The organism is Stenotrophomonas sp. MH181796, assembly GCF_009659995.1.
Taxonomy (GTDB): domain Bacteria; phylum Pseudomonadota; class Gammaproteobacteria; order Xanthomonadales; family Xanthomonadaceae; genus Stenotrophomonas; species Stenotrophomonas riyadhensis.
The window spans coordinates 551207-567866 of the sequence record NZ_RAHU01000002.1 but is presented as its reverse complement, the minus strand read 5'-3'; the positions used below and the strand labels follow the sequence as shown (position 1 = coordinate 567866).

The following is a 16660-nucleotide window of genomic DNA, read 5'->3' as shown; positions in this document are numbered from 1 at the left end:
CGTTGCGTTTACGGGCGCACCGTCAGCGCCTGGCCGAGTGTTCCGATCGGGCCGCGCGCATCATGCAGCACTGTGCTGGTCAGGCCGAGGCCCTGGCGGCCGAACGACACCGACGTGTCGAACCCCAGCCACTCGCCTTCGGGCATGCCGAACAGGTGAGCGGTGAGGTCCAGGTTCGGGAAGGCGACCTCCTTCGGATCGGCGCGTACTGCCATGCCGTTGGACAGGTCGAACAGCGTGGCGGCACGGGCCAAGGGGCTGACCGCCTCACCGTCCAGCAGCGACTGCGTTGCGCGCGCCCAGTAGGTTGCGCGGCCGGGGCCCTGGTCGTGGCGACGGATCTCGATGCTCTGGATGAAACCACCGGGCCAGACCGTACCCGGGTCCCATGCCGGCATCGATTCCGGCGGCGCAATGCCGGTGATCGGCGTGCCGGCGATGGCCCTGGTGTCGTTCGGGCGCATCAACCAGGCGCGCACACGCAGCGCTGGACGGTCACTGTGCCGAAGTGTGGCCTCCACCAGTTCGATGGTGCGACCGCCGCGCAGCACCTCTACCTCGGCGTCCATCGCTTCGATCGGGATGGTGCCGAGGATGTCGTAGGACAGGCGCGCGATCAGGAAGCCGTGGCCACGCGCAGCGGCGTCGCGTTCCAGGTGGTGCGCCAGAAGCCCGATCGCCGGTGCGATGTGCTGCTCGCGGATGTTCCAGGCGCCGCCGGTATGTTCGGTCGGCAGGTAGCGGGTGTCGCTCAGTCGTTCGAAGAAGGCCATCGGATGCGTTGCTTCAGCGGGAAAAGAGGCGGCAGGACGGTTGCCGGCCTCTGCATCCTAAGCGGTCGGCAATGGCATGCGCTGCGCCAATGCGGTCAATTGTGCCTGCGCGCGGGCCATGCCCTGCTCGATGCCATGTGGACGGATGTCCATGCCTTCGGCGTAGACGAAATCAACCTCGGTGATGCCGATCAGGCCCAGCACCGATTGCAGGTAGGGCGTCACCGTGTCGGTGCCCTGGCCGACATGCACGCCGCCGCGCGGGCTGAACACCACCGCTTCCACGCCCTGGACCAGGCCCTGCGGCCAGGTGTCGGTGTAGCGGAAGGTCACGCGCGCGCGCGCCACCAGGTCGAACCAGTTCTTCAGCGGCGTCGGCACGTTGAGGTTGTACATCGGCGCGGCGATCAGCAGCAGGTCGCTGTCCATCAGCTCGCCGATCAGCGCATCGGACAGCGCGATGGCCTGTCGTGCGCGCGGCCCCGGGTTCTCTGCACCGCGCAGGGCGTGGAAGATCTCCTCATCCAGCACCGGCAGGTCGAGCGTGGTCAGGTCGCGCACGATGACGTCGTCGTCGAGGCCCAGCGCGGCGCGCTCGGCCAGGAAGTGCTCGATCAGGCCGGCGCTGCGTGAGGCGGCGCCGTGGAGGCTGGAGTGGAGGACAAGCACCTTGCTCATGGCGGGAAGTCGATCTGCGTGGAAGGGAGGGCGTCCACTCTAGACTTTAAAAATTTCGCCAGTGGCTCTATTTTGTCCATCCATTGGTTCCGGAATGGATACATCGTGGCCCTGTCCGATCTCAACGGTATCGACGTGTTCGTGGCCACGGTGCAGGCTGGCAACTTCGCGCAGGCCGCTGATGCGCTGCAGGTCACCCGTTCGGCAGTGGCCAAGAGCATTGCGCGGCTGGAAGCACGGCTGGGCACGCAGTTGTTCCAGCGCACCACCCGCAGCCAGCAACTGACCGAGGCGGGGGCGCTCTACTACCAGCATTGCCTGCGCGCGCTGGAGGAAATCCGTGCAGGCGAGGCCGCGCTCGAGGGCGGGCGCACCCAGGTTGCCGGTCGTCTGCGCGTGTCCCTGCCGGTACTGTTCGGCCACCTGTGCATCGCACCGATCCTGCTTGAGCTGGCGCGGCAGCATCCGGCGCTGGCGCTGGATCTGCAGTTCAGCGATCGCGCCGTGGACCTGCGCGAGGAGGGCATCGACCTTGCGATCCGCATTGGCGCATTGCCGGACAGCAGCGATCTGGTGGCGCGACCGCTGGGCGAACACCGCATGGCGATCTGCGCCTCGCCGGCGTTCATGGCCGGGCGCGAGCTGCCGTACACCGTCGACGCACTGCGTGGGCTGGAGGCGGTGGCTTACAGCCGGCGCGGCCAGGTGATGGAATGGAAGATGCGGGTGGAGGGCGAGCCGCAGGTGTTGAAGCCGGATGCACGCGTGCAGATGGACGATCTACAGGGCGTGGCTGATGCGGCCGTGGCAGGGCTGGGCGTGGCCTGGCTGCCGTACTGGCTGGTGCGCGATGCCCTGCAGCAGGGGCGGTTGCTGGAAGTTTTTCCGGCCGCCTCCAGTGCGATCTATCCGATCCATGCGGTGTGGCCGCGGGTGCCGCACCTGCCGTTGAAGACGCGGGTAGCGGTGGACGCATTGCTGCAGCAGTTGCCGGCACGCCTGCTGGAGGTGGAAGCCGGACGCACCGGTGGGCGCTGAGCCGGCTCCCGCAGGAGCCGGCCGGATGCCGGTCAGGGAGACGGGCAATCCATTTCACGGCACAGGCGGTACTCGGCGTCGCATTGTTCGGAGGTCTTGCCCAACGGTCCATGTGTCGCGCGCAGGCACTGCTCGTATTTCAGCGTGCAGAAGTCGCAGGAATCTGCGGCGAAGGCCAGGCCAGTCACGGCCATGCCAAGGAGCATCACGGTCTTCAAGGTCGTCTTGATCATCACGTCAGTCCTTTGTCTGCCCTTCAATGGGCGGGGCTACCATAGCAGTCCTTCCATCGCGGCCTTGACGCACCGCGACACGCGTTGTGCTCACCGCCGTGCAGCCTTCAACGCCTCGACCACGTCGGCTTCAGAGAAACCGCAATGCCCTTCGCCCGCCGCAGGCAGCACCTTCGGCAACGGCCGTGCGCCGGCATGTGCCGCCAGCTGCGGATACACCGCCTGCATATGCGGCACGATGGTGGGGTCGTTGTTGTTGAACTGGATCACCAGCGGTCGCTTCAACGCGCCGCTCAGTGCCAGCTTCGCGCGGACATCGGCCTGCGCCGCAGGCATGGCGTCGAGACGCTGCACGCCGGCATTGAACGCCGTGTCGTCACCGAAGCCACGGTAGACCACGCCCCTGTTGCCCACCGGCATGCCGCCGCTACGTGTCGCCAGTTCGTGCAGGACCAGTGCGTGCAGGCTGATCGTGCCGGCAAGTGCATCCGGAGCGACCTGTAGTTGCTTGGCAAGCACGTCGGCATGCTGGGGGTTCTGCTGCAGCGCGCCGGCGATGCCTTGATAGAGCGCTCCCTGCGGCAACGCGGCAGCTTCATGCGACGCCAGTCCACTGGCCGGCAGGCCTTCCGCGTTGGGGAAGAAGTAATCGAAGGCGACCAGCGTGGTCAGCAGATCCGCGGCGATCTGTTCGCCATTGAGGTTGGCACCGCACAGCGAGACGCCACCGGCGTAGTGCTGCGGGTAGCGCTCGAGGCTGGCGAGTGTCACCGCACCGCCCATCGAGAATCCGAGCAGCCAGGTGTGGCGCACACGCTTGAGTTCGCCCAGCGCGTGCTGGCGCAGACGCTCCATGTCGGTGATCGCATCGGCCACGGCCCAGCCCTGGCTGGCATAGGCGCTCTGCGCGACGGCGTAGCCTGCGGCCAGCAGCGTTGCAGTGCTGTCATTGGCGGTCATCGGCGTAGTGCGCGGCACGCCCACCGGCTCGTAGCCGTGCGCCAGCATCACCAGGTCGCCGTTCCAGTCAGCCGGCACGTCCAGGCGCCAGGGTGCCCCCTGCAGTTCACCGCTGAGCATGCGCGGTGCAGGCGGTGACGCAGCCAGCAGCGATGCCGAAAGCAGCAGCAGGCCGAGGGCGAGGGCGCAACGAAGCAAGGGGCGCATGGTGGTCATTCCATCCGGGAATGGCGCCGAGCATAGATGCCTGCGAATTGTTGCGCGCGCTGCACTGCCGCAGGGGATTGCCGGTCGGCCGTGCTGCGTTCTACGCTGATGGCATGGCCCTTCACACCATCGCGTCGATTATCCGCATTCCCCACGGGAAGGCGGGATAGCGCGCGGTCGTCACGGCCATGCAACCCGCCCGGGAAGGCGGGTTGCATGCGGCGCTCTCCCGGGTACTGGAATCCACCGAGGAGAACGCAGATGCACCCGCTTTCATCGAACGGCGACGCCCCGACCCTGCACCTGGTATGCGGCAAGATCGGCGCCGGAAAATCCACCCTGTCGCACCAGCTGGCGGCGCAGCCACGTCACGTGCTGATCAGCGAGGACGCTTGGCTGGCCGCGCTGTATCCCGACCAGATCCATTCCATCGCCGATTACCTGCAGCGCGCGGCCGCGTTGCGCGGCGCGCTGACGCAGCATGTATGCGCGATCCTGCAGGCCGGCGTTCCGGTCGTGCTCGACGTTCCGTTCAACACGCCCGCCGCCCGCGCCTGGGGCCGCGAACTGTTCGAGTCGGCCGGCGTTGCCCATCAACTGCATTTTCTCGATGTTCCCGATGCCATCTGCAAGGCGCGTCTGCGCGCCCGCAATGCGTGCGGCGAGCACCCGTTCCAGGCCAGCGATGAAGCCTTCGAGCAGATCACCCGTCACTTCGTGGCACCTGTGCCGGAGGAGGGCTTCGTGGTGATCCGTCATATGCAGGACGGGTGAGGGCTCGGGAAGGGCCGTGCTCAGTTGTTCACCGTGGCGGCGATTCCGATACGATTTGACGTATTGAACCCAACCCGCTTGATCTGGAGTCCCGCCGTGGTCGACCGTCTTGCCATCCTGCTCGAACGCTTCGCGGTCACCGCCTCGGTGTTCCATGCCGGCGCGCTGTGCGGCATCAACACCCTGCAGGGGGAGGATGAGGCCGGCCAGCTGCATCTGGTGCGGCGCGGCCCGCTGCAGGTCAGCCACGGCCAGCAGACTGTGCAGGTCGAGGTGCCCAGCCTGCTGCTGTACCCGCGGCCGATGCCGCACCGCTTCAGTACCGACCCGCAGCACGGCGCCGACATGGCCTGCGCAAACCTGCATTTCGAAGGTGGCCCGCTCAATCCGATCAGCGCGGCACTGCCGGATTTCATCTGCCTGCCGCTGGCGGATCTGTATGGCGGCCACGCGGCGCTGGAACTGCTGTTCGAAGAGGCCTTCGAGCAGCGTTGTGGCCGTGCGGCGATGGTCAACCGGCTGTTCGAGGTGGTGATGATCCAGGTGCTGCGTCAGCTGATGGAAGGGGGCGAGATGCGCGGCGGCCTGTTCGCCGGGCTCGGTCATCCGCGGCTGCGTCTGGCGCTGGTGGCGATGCACGAAGCGCCGGCTCAGGCGTGGACGCTGGAAGACCTGGCCGATGTCGCCGGCATGTCGCGCAGCGTGTTCGCGGCCAGCTTCCGTGAGGCGATGGGCACCACCCCGGGCCAGTACCTGCAGGGCTGGCGGGTGGGCTTGGCGCAGCAGGCGCTGCGGCAGGGGCGCCCCTTGAAGCGGATCGCCGACGATGTCGGCTATGGCAGCGAAGCGGCGCTGTCGCGCGCGTTCAAGGCGCACACCGGGCAGTCGCCGCGGGAGTGGCGCGGACAGGCACGCGCGGGTGCGGCCTGAGCCTCAGCCTCAGCCTCAGCCCAGCACCAGCCGGGCCAGCTTCATGCCACCGAACAGACCGGCCAGGCCCAGCGCCACCGAGCCACCGGCATACAGTGCCGCCAACCCATGCTGGCCACGCTGCAGCAGCAGACCGATCTCCAGCGCGTAGGTGGAAAACGTGGTGTAGCCGCCGAGGATGCCGGTGGCCAGCAACAGGCGCAGCTGCGGCGAGGCGCCATTGCGCATGGCGAAGACCTCGACCACCACGCCCATCAGCAGCGCACCGCTGATGTTGATCAGGAAGGTCGACCAGGGCCAGGGACTGCCGACCGCCACCCGCGCGCCGATCAGGTTGCAGGCGTGGCGCAGGCAGGCGCCGATGCCGCCGCCGACGAAGACCAGGAAATAGTTGTTCAATGCTTGCATGGCGTGCCTCGAATGCGGGTTCGCAGGGTCAGTGGCGAACGCCGAGGGCAGGCACGACCTGCCGTCGACGAACACCGGGTTCGTCCTGGCAGGAGCCATCAGCCTTCTCAGGCGGTTATCGGGGGAGCCCCATCCCCATCGCGGTCCATGCTACCAGCGGCGGTGCATTCACGTCATCGAGGTCGTCAGAACGCGAGCCACCTTGCTGCGGCTGAAGCCATCCATCAGCAGTTCGAACGCGAGCAGATCCAGCGCCGCATGGCGGCGGTGGTCGATCTCCAGCCCGTTCTCGGCCACCAGATGGCTGACCAGCTCATAGGCGTCCTGCCAGACATCCAGATGGGCCTGGCTGGGGATGTAGGCATTGCCCCGTTCGCCTACGCCCAGCCCGCTCATCCCGTACAGCAGCTCGCGCGCGTCCAGCTTGGCCGCATCGGCGATGCGGAACAGCTGTTCGGCCTTCACATGGGAGGGGCTGACGTGGTCGTTCAACCAGTTGCTGATGGTTGCCGTGGTGGAGTGCGCGGCGCGGGCCAGATCGGCCGGGCGAGGGTGCCCGGCTTTCTTCATGGCGGCGGCGAGTCGTTGGCCGAGAGTATTCATCTATGCAAGCCAGCTTAACGCGTGGATTGCGAAGAAGCCTTGTCGCAAGAATCAGTCTGGTTAACAGAAGGACCGACCGTGACCGAATTCTGGAGCAAGCGGCAGGTGCGTACCCGGCTGGGATTCCAGACCGATGCCGAACTGGCGCGCTTCTTTGGCATAAGCCGATCTGCCGTGTCGCAATGGCCCAAGGAGTTCCCGATTCCTGCCCTGAGGCAGTACATCCTGCATCAGCGTTATCCGAACCTGTTCCCCGCGACTGAAGCGAAGGGCAGCGAATCCATCTGAACTGCGCCGTCTTTTGTCGCATACAGCACACTTAGCACTATTTGCTAAGTACACTTAGCAAAATAGGTAGATTCGATGGATCGGGGAGATCCGATCAATCTCTTCAACCGGAAGTGGGAGCCTGGGATCCGAGGGGCATGTCGGGTTCGACCCATCCGGGACGGCCGGGGCCCCGTATGTAGTTTCGTGAACGATTAATAATTTCGATCACGAAAGTCGCTGCATGTAATTGACCTGTCGTGAAATCTATGACTAATTGGCATCAACCGGGCGTGAAGCCCGGGAGTCTTTCAGTAGCACGCAAGTGAGTCGGTAGACCGTCAACGATGCAGAACAAGTCCAACGGAGGTCGTATGGAATACGGCATGCATGGCTTGGCTGAACGGGTACGCCGCGAACTGGAAGCCAGCTATCACAAACACGGATGCGGTCCGGCGTTCTGGGATACCTACCAGCAGGTGCTGGACCGCCTGGTCCCGCAGGGGACCGAGCGTACCGAAGTCACCAACGAAATGGCGCTGATCATCGAGCAGCTGGGCATCGTCCGACGTGCGCAGCTGGTTCCGCCGCACGCCAGCGGGCCGCGTTGATTCAGAGCAGGCGCCAGGCGCCGCAGGCAAGCAGCGCCAGCAACATCGACAGCAGGGCCAGGGTTCGCGGTCGCCACCAGCGCCGCGCTTGTCCGGCCATCGCCTGCGGACTGCAGTAGCGCACCAGCCCCGGACCGAAACCGGCCCGGTGCTGTTGCCCTGCGCAGGCTTCCAGGCAGGCGCCGCAGGCCAGGCAATCGGCCTGCGGCCCCTGGCGGATGTCCAGTTGCATCGGACAGGCGCTGACACAGGCGGCGCAGTCCGTGCAGTCACCGAGACGATCGGCACTGAAGGTCGGCATCGGTCCGGCCAGCAGCGGATGCGCGGCGCGGAACACGTAATCCTGCGCGGTGGTCGGGTCGAGCAGGCCACGCCCCCGTCCCAGCACGCCGCCGAGGCCGGAGGGACGCGGCCCTCGCGGCTCGCCGCGGCGAGCGTCGTACAGCATGCGTGGCGTATGCGGATCGGTCAGCAGCGGCTGCATGCGTGCGAACGGGCACAACGAACGGCAGACCTGCTCGCGCAGGAAACCGGCATTGCCCCAGGTGGCGGCCGCATAGAACAGCACCCAGAAGGTTTCCCAGCCACTCCAGCCAGCCCGCGGCGCAGCGGCCACCAGTTCGGCGATCGGGCTGAACAGACCGACGAAGGTGACGCCGGTCCACAGTGACAACAGTCCCCAGGCCAGCTGCGTCGCCAGGCGCGCCAGCGAGGCGGGAAGCAGGCGGGACACGGCGCGGGCGATCCCGTCGAAGGCGCGGCGCCACAGGGTCTGCGGGCAGGCATGGCCGCACCAGACGCGCCCGGCAAGATGGGTGAGCAGCGCAAAGCCCACCGCAAGCACCGCCAGCAGTCCGATCAGCACACCGACGTCGCCGGGCCACAGGGTCCAGCCGAACAGGTCGAAGCGCCGGGCATTGATGTCCAGCAGCAACGCCTGGCGTCCGTCCCAGCGCAGCCACGGCAGCGCGTAGAACAGGGCCAGCAAGGCGGCATTCAGCGCCCCGCGCCAGCGCCAGGGGCGTGGTGGGGTTGTGCAGGGTGTGCTCATCCCAGCGGCAGCTCGTCGTCGTCGTCGCTCGGCATCGGTCGTTGCAGGTACCAGGTGACCGCGCTGGACAGCGCCGTCACCGTCCAGAACATGAAGAAGCCTGCGGTATAGCCCAGCTCGCGGCTGATGGCCGTGCCCGGGAAGCTGATCGCCTGAAGGCGCAACGGGTCGACGAAGGCGAAGAACACCACGCTGGCCACGCCGGCGGCGATGAAGCTGGGCCAGAGGATGGCGCCCCAATGCTGGATCAGCCGCTGGCGGCGACTGGGGGAGGGTCTGTTCATGCTGTCCCGGATCGAAAAGTGGGCGGCGCGTATACTCCGCCAAGGCTGGCGCAGCTTCCGCAGGGCATGCTTCCTGCAAGCGTGCCAGCCTAGGTGCAGCGGACTGCGCCGACATTGATCTGGATCAACGGCGGTGCCGCCTGCGTGCTGCACACTGCCGGCACGCTTTGGGTACCCTGATGAACGCAACACCGCCGCCTGTTCTTCCCGTTGCCTCGCCCGAGTTGTGCACCGAGCAGGAAGTGACCCGCCTGGTCCACGACTTCTATGCGCGCGTGCGCGAGGAAGAGCGGCTGGGGCCGGTGTTCGAGGCGCACGTGCATGACTGGCCGGAACACCTGGCACAGCTGGTCGACTTCTGGTCGGCGATGCTGCGCGGTACCCGCCGCTTCAAGGGTTCGCCAATGTCCAAGCACATGGCGATCGAGCTGGACAAGGACCTGTTCGACCGCTGGCTGGTGCTGTTCCGGATCACCACCGCCGAATGCAGCAACCCGCCGATGCAGGAACTGGCCAACGATGTGGCCGCGCGCATCGGTGACACCTTCTGGAAGCGCTACCAGATGCTGCGCTGGCCACAGGTCGGCCTGCCGGTGCTGGGCATCCCTGCCAAGGATTGATCTGGGTCAAGGCGGCGCAGGCTGTCCGGCGCGATGCTGGCGGCATGGACACGTTCTCTCCCGCCGCTGGCGGCCTGGCCTGGACCTTCGACCCCGACCTGCTGCGCCGGCACGACCGGCCGGGCCCTCGTTACACCTCGTATCCGACCGCGCCGCATTTCCATGATGGTTTCGACGCGCCGGCGCTGCGCCAGGCGATCGCCGACAGCAACCAGCTGGCGCGTGCGCTGTCGCTGTACGTGCACGTGCCGTTCTGTTCCAGTCCCTGCTTCTACTGTGGCTGCAACCGGGTGATCAGCCGCGATCGCGGCCGCGGCCACAGCTACGTCGCGCGGGTGCTGGCCGAGGCTGATCTGCTGGCACCGCAGTTCGAGGATGGCCGCGAGGTCATCCAGCTGCATCTGGGTGGCGGCACGCCGAATTTCCTTGATGCCGAGGCGATGACCACGCTGGTGGAGGGGCTGCGCCGGCGCTTCGATTTCAGCGATTCGGCGCAACGCGATTTCTCGATCGAGCTCGATCCGCGCTTCATCGATACCCGCGACGTCGCCATGCTGGCGCGACTGGGCTTCAACCGGGCCAGCCTGGGCGTGCAGGATTTCGATCCGCAGGTGCAGGAATCGATCAACCGCGTGCAGGGCGTGCAACAGACGCTGGACATCCTGCGCGCTTGCCGCGACAGCGGCATGCGATCGGTCAATGTCGACCTGATCTATGGGTTGCCGGGGCAGAGCCTGGAAGGCTTCGGTCGCACCCTCGAGCTGGTGCTGGCGCTGCGCCCGGACCGCCTGGCGGTCTATGGCTACGCGCACCTGCCGCATCTGTTCCGCGCACAGAAGCAGATCGACGAACGCCGCTTGCCGTCGCCGGAGGATAAGCTGGCGTTGCTGGGCCTGGCGGTGGAGAAGCTCTCCGCGGCGGGCTACCAGTACATCGGCATGGATCACTTTGCGTTGCCGGAAGAGGATCTGTCGCGAGCGCAGCGTGCCGGCCAGTTGCATCGCAACTTCATGGGCTACACCACCCACGCCGATACCGATCTGCTCGGCCTGGGCGTGAGTGCGATCAGCCACATCGGTGCCACCTACAGCCAGAATCCGCGCGATCTGCCGTCGTGGGAGGACGCGGTGGACCAAGGCCAGCTGCCGGTGTGGCGTGGGGTGGCGCTGAGCGCCGACGACCAGTTGCGTGCGGAACTGATCCAGCAGCTGATGTGCCAGGGCGAGGTGGATGGCACTGCGCTGGGCCAGCGTCATGGCGTCGATTTCGAGCAGTACTTCGCCGAAGACCTGCGTTCGGTTCAGCGGCTGCAGGAAGATGGCCTGGCCGAATACCGCGACGGTGTAGTGCGTGCCAGCGAGCCGGGGCGGCCGCTGCTGCGGTTGCTGGCGATGTGCTTCGATCCGTACCTGCGTGCGGCGCATGAGCAGCCGCGCTATTCGCGTGCGATCTGAGGTTCTGTCGCGCAGTGTGACCCACCCCCAAAAAACCGGGCCAGCGTAAAGCAGAGACTTCTCTCCGCATTGACCCCCGTGGATCACGAGGAATCAGGCGATGAAGAAGTCCCGTTTTACCGAGGAGCAGATTGCCTACGCGCTCAAGCAGGTCGAGCTGGGGATGTCTGCCGGGACGCCGCTGCTGTCGCGGGTAATGACGGTGAAGGTGCCCAGGTTGACGAAGCTTGTGCAAGCGCCGCGCCGAGGCGTCGCTTGGTCAGCCCGGTAGGACTGCCACGCCGTCAGGTGGATCCTCACGACGCAACGACAGCACGCGCCAGCTGGCCATGCGCTTACGTTCTAGCAGGTTCGCCAGGGCGCTGGCATCGGGCCTGCCTTTGCGGGTGTACTTGACCGGGGCCAGCACCAGCAGGTTGACGCGCTCGTCCGGCGGGATCGAATCGCGCTCGTCCTCCGGGTTCCAGGGCCTATCCACGGCCAGCAGTGCATCGACCCCCTCCGGCCACGGCAGGTCAGTGAACTCGGGATCGCTGCGTTCAATCAGGTGCCCCTCGCTGATCGGCCCGTGTGCGAACACTTGTGCCACCATGCGCGACATCAGCAGTTGCGGGAAACGCCACACGCTATCGTCGCCCAGCCCTGTGCGTGGCAGTGGCCAGTTGCGCTGCAGAGGGAGGAAGAGCTCGATCATCGGTATACCGGCTTCATGTAGTCCGGTGCTGAACAGCAGCTTGAAGTCGGATCTGCCGTCAATCAGGCCCAGGTGCAGTGATGCCCTCGGGTCACGCGACGCCGGCGAGAATTCTGGTCGGAGCACCGGCCCGACCGTGTTGTGCACGAAGACGATGATCGATTCACCGGCTCCCTGCACGTAGGGACCCTGGTAGTCGCGCACGCTTCTGCCCCCGTGTCGCTCCAACGTCGCAGCGACCTCGGGATGGCCCCAGATGCGCGCAGCATCCAACGCCGACTGATTCAACTGCCGGTGCAGGCGGTTGACGTCGGCACCGGCCTGCAGCAGCAGCTCTACGATATCCCCATGTCCTTCGAGGGCAGCGGCGTACAGCGGGTGACAGCGCATCAGCGCGGTGCCATCCGGATCGGCACCCGCCTGCAGCAGCAGCTTGCACACAGCGGCGTGACCGCCAGACACCGCTTCCATCAACGGCGTCCGGTGATCATCTCCGCCGAAGTTCATGTCCGCCGGAAGCCCCCAGGCCAGCAGCCATTGGCACACCGCCTCCTGGCCGCTTGCCGCCGCCAGGTGCAACACGCTGTCGTCCCCTGCATAGCCAAAGTGGGCCAGCCACAGTAAAGCTGGCTGCGCGTCCGCGATGGAGCGCACCACGTCCAGTTCACCCGCCTCTATGGCGTCGTACAGGCGATCCAGTTCACTCTCGTGCTCGATACCCAATGGGTGTTGATCAATCATGCTTCTTCCATGAACCCAGCGTTGGTCGGCAAGCCTATCTCGCTGTCTGCCGTTCTTGAAGCGGACAGGCTACGCGGGGAATAGCCTGCAGTCACCCCGGGTGCGCGTGGACAGCGCCGTGCCGACGCCCCAGATCGTAGCTGGGCTGGATCTCGGCCAGGCAAGGGGCGAGATCTGCCAGGCCTGGCTGGCCGAAGTCGACCACGGGGAGCTGTACGAAACTGCCACAGCGCGAGTCAGGGAAGCGCTGGAACCGCGTAAGCCGCCGGCAGAGCCCAAGCCCCGCCCGAAGGACGCGCGCAAGGCATGGGTGAGTGCAGGGCTGCAGCAGATGCGGCGAGGTGTTTGAGGCATCCGCGACATTGCGTCGCAGACGCCATCTGTTGCTCGCTTGGCATCATGCGTTGGAGCAGATTGCGGAGCGTCGAGAAAATTGCGGAGCGGGAACGCGATCGATGATCGTCGTAAAAGCCTTGGTGCCCGGAGCCGGAATCGAACCGGCATGGGGTTGCCCCCGGCGGATTTTAAGTCCGATGCGTCTACCAGTTTCGCCATCCGGGCCTGCAGCGCGGCGCCGATTGTAGCCCACCCGCCGCACGGTGGCTGGATTGCATTGGCGGGGTGACGTGCTTAACTGTCGTTCCTATTCATGTCATAGTCCCAGCCATCGTTCCCAGGGGGGGAGCCATCTGATGTCGCTGCACGCGATTGCCTATGCCAGTGAGGCCCGCGCCGATCTGCAGACAACCGATCTCGACCGCCTGCTGGCCGATGCCACGGCATTCAACCGTGTAGCCGGCGTCACCGGTGTGCTGATGTTCGATGGATCGCGCTTCCTGCAGTATCTGGAAGGTCCGGAAGATGGCATCGATTCGGTGTTTCCGCGCATCCTCAACGCGCGCAGCCATGGGCAACTGAAGGTGTTGTGCCGCGCGCCGGTCGCGCAGCGCGCGTTCCCGCGCTGGTCCATGGGCACGCGACGGATCGAGGCGGACCTGCTGGCGCAGATCATCGATGCCGCCTGGCCGGGCTTCCTGCTGGGCAGCGGTGGATTCGAGCGTCTGCGGCAGGCCTGGACCGGCGCCGACGGTGAACTGGAACCGGCCGCGGTCGCACTGGGCTCCTGACCTGCCTTGGCGGTGGGGCGGCCGGGCCGTTAGGCTGTAGCCTTTCTGGTGTGGGTTTCCCGGAGTGGTGCAGCGAATGAGTGAGTTGGCCGAAGCCATGGCAGCGTATGTGCGATCGCATCCGTTGCACGGGATGTACCGATGAGTGCGCCGGTTGCGGCGGCCGTCGCCCCCCGGTTTGCAGTGATCGGCCTGGGCTACGTCGGCCTGCCGTTGGCGGTGGCCTTCGGTCGGCACTGGCCGACGCTGGGCTTTGATATCGATGCCGGCCGCATCGCCGAGCTGCGCAGTGGCCAGGACCACACGCTGGAAATGGAGCCCGATGAGCTGGCCAGTGCACAGCAGCTGCAGTACGGCAGTGATCCGGCACTGCTCGATGCCTGCAATGTCTACATCGTCACCGTGCCGACCCCGATCGATGCCTATGAGCAGCCCGACCTGGAGCCGCTGCGATCTGCCAGCCGGCTGATCGCCAGCCATCTGCGCGTGGGCGACCTGGTGATCTACGAATCCACGGTGTACCCGGGTACGACCGAAGAAGTCTGCGTGCCGCTGCTGGAGGAGGGCTCGGGCCTGCGTTTCAACGAAGACTTCTACTGCGGTTACAGCCCCGAGCGGGTCAGTCCGGGTGACCGCCAGCGTCGCCTGGCCGACATCCGCAAGATCACCTCCGGTTCGACACCGGAGGTTGCCGCGGTGATCGACGGCCTGTACCAGCGCATCATCGCCGCCGGTACCTTCCCGGCGCCGACGATGCGCGTGGCCGAAGCGGCCAAGGTGGTCGAGAACATCCAGCGTGATGTCAACATCGCACTGGTCAACGAGCTGGCGCTGATCTTCGATCGGCTCGGCATCGACACCCAGGACGTGCTTGACGCGGCGGGCAGCAAGTGGAATTTCCTGCCGTTCCGGCCAGGTCTGGTGGGTGGCCACTGCATCGGCGTGGATCCGTATTACCTGCTGCACAAGTCCGAGAGCGTGGGTTACCACCCGGATCTGATCCATACCGCGCGGCAGGTCAACAACCGCGTCGGCGAGCACGTGGCCGCGCGGGTGCTGGCGATGCTGGCGGAGCGTGGCCGCGCACCGGTGCAGGCACGCATCCTGGTGCTCGGCGTGACCTTCAAGGAGGATTGCCCGGACCTGCGCAACAGCCGCGCGCTGGAGCTTGCGCAGCGCCTGCGCGATGCCGGTGCCGAGGTTGAAGTCAGTGATCCCTGGGTGGGCCCGGCGGCGTTGGCGGAGGCCGGTGTGCAGTGGCTGGCCGAGCCGGTCACGGGGAGCTACGACGCGGTGGTGCTGGCGGTGGCCCATGCCCGCTTCAAGGCGATGGACGAGGCGGGAATCCGGGGCCTGCTGGCCCCCGGTGGCCTGGTCTACGATGTGAAATCGGCCTGGCCGCGCAACGTGGTTGACGGTCGACTGTAAGCCCGGAGGGCGGGCGGCACGGTAGACTCGGGGGCAGTTGCAACCGAGGAAAGCCATGCACCGGTATATCGTCTACCTGCTCGCCATCCTGATGTTCCCGATATGCCTGTGGCTGGCCACGATCTGGCCGGCCTGGTACTGGGGCGTCGGCCTGACTGCCGCGATGGTGGCGCTGGGGACCTGGGACCTGCTGCAGAAGCGCAGCACGCTGCGCCGCAATTATCCGGTGATGGCGCACTTCCGCTACGGCCTGGAGTCGATCGGCCCGGAGATCCGCCAGTATTTCGTGCAGAGCGACCTGGAGGACGTGCCGTTCTCGCGCCAGCAGCGCGCGCTGATCTACCAGCGGGCCAAGAACGAGATGGACACGGTGCCGTTCGGTACCCTGCGCAGCACCTATGCGGTGGACTACGAATGGATCAACCATTCGCTGGCACCCACGTCCATCGCCAAGCACGATTTCCGCGTGTTGATCGGCGCCAACTGTGCCAAGCCCTATTCGGCCAGCGTGTTCAACATTTCGGCGATGAGCTTCGGTTCGTTGTCGGCCAATGCGATCCGCGCGCTGAACGATGGCGCGCGCCGTGGCGGCTTCTACCACGACACTGGCGAAGGCTCGATCTCGCCGTATCACCGCGAGATGGGCGGTGACCTGGTGTGGGAGATCGGTTCGGGCTACTTCGGTTGCCGTGACGAGAAAGGGGGCTTCAGCGAAGAGCGCTTCGTTGCCAATGCCACCCACGACCAGGTCAAGATGATCGAGATCAAGCTGTCGCAGGGTGCCAAGCCGGGCCACGGTGGCGTGCTGCCAGCACCGAAGGTGACCGCCGAGATCTCGGTGACGCGCGGCGTACCGATGGGCGTGGACTGCGTGTCGCCGTCACGCCACTCAGCGTTCTCGACGCCGGTCGAGCTGTTGCAGTTCGTTGCGCGCCTGCGCGAACTGTCCGGTGGCAAGCCGGTCGGTTTCAAGCTGGCCATCGGCCATCCGTGGGAGTGGTTCGGCATTGCCAAGGCGATGCAGGAAACCGGCCTGCTGCCGGACTTCATCGTGGTCGACGGCGCAGAGGGCGGCACGGGTGCGGCACCGGCGGAGTTTGTCGACCATGTCGGCGTGCCGATGCACGAAGCGCTGCTGCTGGTGCACAACACCCTGGTTGGCCTCGACCTGCGCGAACGCGTCCGCATCGGCGCGGCGGGAAAGATCACCAGTGCCTTCGACATCGCGCGCACCATCGCGCTGGGGGCCGACTGGTGCAATGCCGGCCGTGGCTTCATGTTCGCGCTGGGTTGCATCCAGTCGCTGAGCTGCCACACCGACAAGTGCCCGACCGGCATCGCCACCCAGGACCCGGCACGCTGGAAGCACCTGGATGCACCGGACAAGGCCACCCGTGTGTACAGCTACCACGAGCACACGCTGCATGCCTTGAAGGAGCTGCTGTGTGCCGCCGGCCTGAATGATCCGGCTGAACTTGGGCCGGAACACATCCTGCGCCGTGTTTCGCCGGTGGAGATCCGTTCGCTGGCCTCGCTGTACCGCTACCTGGAACCGGGCGAGCTGCTGCACAAGGTGCCGGACCATGCGGTGTTCCATGCATTCTGGGCCGATGCACGCAGCGATTCGTTCCAGCCGCCGCCGAAGATCCAGGCGCTGCGCGCCAGCAAGTCGCGATAGCGATTCTGTAGAGTCGAGCCCTGCTCGACTGCCTTTCGATCAGGCATCGCGACGTCGGAACGAAGAACAGTCGAGCATGGCTCGACGCTACAAGGAGATGT

20 protein-coding genes, 1 tRNA gene and 1 riboswitch are annotated in these 16660 nt (G+C 66.1%); of the genes, 11 read left to right on the top strand and 10 right to left on the bottom strand.

Annotated elements, in window-relative coordinates; translation table 11 throughout:
• Positions 1-8: 8 nt before the first annotated feature.
• Both D5301_RS06585 and D5301_RS06580 read right to left on the bottom strand, forming a co-directional pair.
• A complete protein-coding gene (locus tag D5301_RS06585) occupies positions 9-773 on the bottom strand; it encodes a thioesterase family protein (RefSeq protein WP_153855177.1) in 765 nt (254 codons plus the stop codon).
• A gap of 57 nt (positions 774-830) precedes the next feature.
• Positions 831-1451 (bottom strand): NAD(P)H-dependent oxidoreductase, encoded by a 621-nt coding sequence (locus D5301_RS06580; protein ID WP_153855176.1) that lies wholly within the window; start codon positions 1449-1451, stop codon positions 831-833.
• A 105-nt stretch (positions 1452-1556) separates the two neighbouring features.
• Between D5301_RS06580 and D5301_RS06575 the strand changes: the two genes are divergently transcribed.
• On the top strand, positions 1557-2489 hold the full coding sequence (locus D5301_RS06575; RefSeq protein WP_324187281.1) for a LysR family transcriptional regulator: 933 nt from the start codon (positions 1557-1559) through the stop codon (positions 2487-2489).
• 32 nt (positions 2490-2521) lie between these two features.
• Here D5301_RS06575 and D5301_RS06570 read toward each other — a convergent pair whose 3' ends face one another.
• Both D5301_RS06570 and D5301_RS06565 read right to left on the bottom strand, forming a co-directional pair.
• Positions 2522-2722: a hypothetical protein gene (locus tag D5301_RS06570; protein ID WP_110711815.1), complete on the bottom strand. Its 201-nt coding sequence runs from the start codon at positions 2720-2722 to the stop codon at positions 2522-2524.
• Between the two features lie 90 nt (positions 2723-2812).
• A complete protein-coding gene (locus D5301_RS06565; RefSeq protein ID WP_153855175.1) occupies positions 2813-3889 on the bottom strand; it encodes a hypothetical protein in 1077 nt (358 codons plus the stop codon).
• A 261-nt stretch (positions 3890-4150) separates the two neighbouring features.
• Between D5301_RS06565 and D5301_RS06560 the strand changes: the two genes are divergently transcribed.
• Entirely contained in the window at positions 4151-4663 is a 513-nt protein-coding gene (locus D5301_RS06560; protein ID WP_153855174.1) for an ATP-binding protein, read from the top strand.
• A 96-nt stretch (positions 4664-4759) separates the two neighbouring features.
• On the top strand, positions 4760-5593 hold the full coding sequence (locus tag D5301_RS06555) for an AraC family transcriptional regulator (RefSeq protein WP_110711818.1): 834 nt from the start codon (positions 4760-4762) through the stop codon (positions 5591-5593).
• A gap of 15 nt (positions 5594-5608) precedes the next feature.
• On the opposite strand, the gene crcB is transcribed toward D5301_RS06555, so the two are convergent.
• Both crcB and D5301_RS06545 read right to left on the bottom strand, forming a co-directional pair.
• Positions 5609-6001, bottom strand: coding sequence for a fluoride efflux transporter CrcB (gene crcB, locus D5301_RS06550; RefSeq protein ID WP_005412844.1), 393 nt, complete (start codon positions 5999-6001; stop codon positions 5609-5611).
• Between the two features lie 82 nt (positions 6002-6083).
• A riboswitch (Fluoride riboswitch) is annotated at positions 6084-6147 on the bottom strand.
• Between the two features lie 22 nt (positions 6148-6169).
• Positions 6170-6571 carry a helix-turn-helix transcriptional regulator gene (locus D5301_RS06545; protein WP_110711819.1) on the bottom strand — a complete coding sequence of 134 codons (402 nt, stop codon included), beginning with the start codon at positions 6569-6571 and terminating at the stop codon, positions 6170-6172.
• Between the two features lie 111 nt (positions 6572-6682).
• On the opposite strand from D5301_RS06545, the gene D5301_RS06540 reads away from it, so the two are divergent.
• Together D5301_RS06540 and D5301_RS06535 are read left to right on the top strand one after the other, a co-directional pair.
• Positions 6683-6892, top strand: coding sequence for a hypothetical protein (locus D5301_RS06540; protein WP_110711820.1), 210 nt, complete (start codon positions 6683-6685; stop codon positions 6890-6892).
• A 353-nt stretch (positions 6893-7245) separates the two neighbouring features.
• On the top strand, positions 7246-7482 hold the full coding sequence (locus tag D5301_RS06535; RefSeq protein ID WP_088025582.1) for a hypothetical protein: 237 nt from the start codon (positions 7246-7248) through the stop codon (positions 7480-7482).
• A 1-nt stretch (position 7483) separates the two neighbouring features.
• On the opposite strand, the gene D5301_RS06530 is transcribed toward D5301_RS06535, so the two are convergent.
• Positions 7484-8533 carry a 4Fe-4S dicluster domain-containing protein gene (locus D5301_RS06530; protein ID WP_110711821.1) on the bottom strand — a complete coding sequence of 350 codons (1050 nt, stop codon included), beginning with the start codon at positions 8531-8533 and terminating at the stop codon, positions 7484-7486.
• A complete protein-coding gene (locus D5301_RS06525; RefSeq protein ID WP_110711822.1) occupies positions 8530-8817 on the bottom strand; it encodes a hypothetical protein in 288 nt (95 codons plus the stop codon). The genes D5301_RS06530 and D5301_RS06525 overlap by 4 nt, the downstream gene beginning before the upstream one ends.
• Positions 8818-8996: 179 nt before the next feature.
• Here D5301_RS06525 and D5301_RS06520 point away from each other — a divergent pair, with 179 nt between their 5' ends.
• From D5301_RS06520 to D5301_RS06510, 3 genes are all read left to right on the top strand, one after another.
• A complete protein-coding gene (locus tag D5301_RS06520; RefSeq protein ID WP_110711823.1) occupies positions 8997-9437 on the top strand; it encodes a group III truncated hemoglobin in 441 nt (146 codons plus the stop codon).
• A gap of 44 nt (positions 9438-9481) precedes the next feature.
• Positions 9482-10891 (top strand): oxygen-independent coproporphyrinogen III oxidase, encoded by a 1410-nt coding sequence (gene hemN / locus D5301_RS06515; protein WP_110714290.1) that lies wholly within the window; start codon positions 9482-9484, stop codon positions 10889-10891.
• A 100-nt stretch (positions 10892-10991) separates the two neighbouring features.
• On the top strand, positions 10992-11162 hold the full coding sequence (locus D5301_RS06510) for a hypothetical protein (RefSeq protein ID WP_153855172.1): 171 nt from the start codon (positions 10992-10994) through the stop codon (positions 11160-11162).
• Here the strand turns inward: D5301_RS06510 and D5301_RS06505 are convergent.
• Together D5301_RS06505 and D5301_RS06500 are read right to left on the bottom strand one after the other, a co-directional pair.
• Positions 11151-12308 (bottom strand): ankyrin repeat domain-containing protein, encoded by a 1158-nt coding sequence (locus D5301_RS06505; protein WP_180859783.1) that lies wholly within the window; start codon positions 12306-12308, stop codon positions 11151-11153. The genes D5301_RS06510 and D5301_RS06505 overlap by 12 nt on opposite strands.
• A gap of 492 nt (positions 12309-12800) precedes the next feature.
• Positions 12801-12887: transfer RNA gene (locus tag D5301_RS06500), tRNA-Leu, on the bottom strand.
• A gap of 131 nt (positions 12888-13018) precedes the next feature.
• Here D5301_RS06500 and D5301_RS06495 point away from each other — a divergent pair.
• The 3 genes from D5301_RS06495 to D5301_RS06485 all read left to right on the top strand — a co-directional run bounded on the left by D5301_RS06495 (position 13019) and on the right by D5301_RS06485 (position 16559).
• Complete coding sequence (locus D5301_RS06495) at positions 13019-13453, top strand: BLUF domain-containing protein (RefSeq protein WP_110711825.1); 435 nt, start codon at positions 13019-13021, stop codon at positions 13451-13453.
• Positions 13454-13594: 141 nt separating this feature from the next.
• Positions 13595-14881, top strand: a complete 1287-nt coding sequence (locus D5301_RS06490; RefSeq protein WP_153855170.1) for a nucleotide sugar dehydrogenase — start codon at positions 13595-13597, stop codon at positions 14879-14881.
• A 55-nt stretch (positions 14882-14936) separates the two neighbouring features.
• Positions 14937-16559, top strand: a complete 1623-nt coding sequence (locus tag D5301_RS06485; RefSeq protein WP_153855169.1) for an FMN-binding glutamate synthase family protein — start codon at positions 14937-14939, stop codon at positions 16557-16559.
• The last annotated feature ends 101 nt before the right edge of the window (positions 16560-16660 follow it).

What these genes read in the sequence shown, in the direction of transcription:
- D5301_RS06585 (WP_153855177.1), bottom strand. Translation starts at nt 773, where the DNA reads ATGGCCTTCTTCGAACGACTGAGCGACACCCGCTACCTGCCGACCGAA.
- D5301_RS06560 (WP_153855174.1), top strand. Translation starts at nt 4,151, where the DNA reads ATGCACCCGCTTTCATCGAACGGCGACGCCCCGACCCTGCACCTGGTA.
- D5301_RS06520 (WP_110711823.1), top strand. Translation starts at nt 8,997, where the DNA reads ATGAACGCAACACCGCCGCCTGTTCTTCCCGTTGCCTCGCCCGAGTTG.
- D5301_RS06510 (WP_153855172.1), top strand. Translation starts at nt 10,992, where the DNA reads ATGAAGAAGTCCCGTTTTACCGAGGAGCAGATTGCCTACGCGCTCAAG.
- D5301_RS06485 (WP_153855169.1), top strand. Translation starts at nt 14,937, where the DNA reads ATGCACCGGTATATCGTCTACCTGCTCGCCATCCTGATGTTCCCGATA.
- hemN (WP_110714290.1), top strand. Translation starts at nt 9,482, where the DNA reads ATGGACACGTTCTCTCCCGCCGCTGGCGGCCTGGCCTGGACCTTCGAC.
- D5301_RS06565 (WP_153855175.1), bottom strand. Translation starts at nt 3,889, where the DNA reads ATGCGCCCCTTGCTTCGTTGCGCCCTCGCCCTCGGCCTGCTGCTGCTT.
- D5301_RS06570 (WP_110711815.1), bottom strand. Translation starts at nt 2,722, where the DNA reads ATGATCAAGACGACCTTGAAGACCGTGATGCTCCTTGGCATGGCCGTG.
- D5301_RS06495 (WP_110711825.1), top strand. Translation starts at nt 13,019, where the DNA reads ATGTCGCTGCACGCGATTGCCTATGCCAGTGAGGCCCGCGCCGATCTG.
- D5301_RS06490 (WP_153855170.1), top strand. Translation starts at nt 13,595, where the DNA reads ATGAGTGCGCCGGTTGCGGCGGCCGTCGCCCCCCGGTTTGCAGTGATC.
- D5301_RS06580 (WP_153855176.1), bottom strand. Translation starts at nt 1,451, where the DNA reads ATGAGCAAGGTGCTTGTCCTCCACTCCAGCCTCCACGGCGCCGCCTCA.
- crcB (WP_005412844.1), bottom strand. Translation starts at nt 6,001, where the DNA reads ATGCAAGCATTGAACAACTATTTCCTGGTCTTCGTCGGCGGCGGCATC.
- D5301_RS06525 (WP_110711822.1), bottom strand. Translation starts at nt 8,817, where the DNA reads ATGAACAGACCCTCCCCCAGTCGCCGCCAGCGGCTGATCCAGCATTGG.
- D5301_RS06530 (WP_110711821.1), bottom strand. Translation starts at nt 8,533, where the DNA reads ATGAGCACACCCTGCACAACCCCACCACGCCCCTGGCGCTGGCGCGGG.
- D5301_RS06535 (WP_088025582.1), top strand. Translation starts at nt 7,246, where the DNA reads ATGGAATACGGCATGCATGGCTTGGCTGAACGGGTACGCCGCGAACTG.
- D5301_RS06545 (WP_110711819.1), bottom strand. Translation starts at nt 6,571, where the DNA reads ATGAAGAAAGCCGGGCACCCTCGCCCGGCCGATCTGGCCCGCGCCGCG.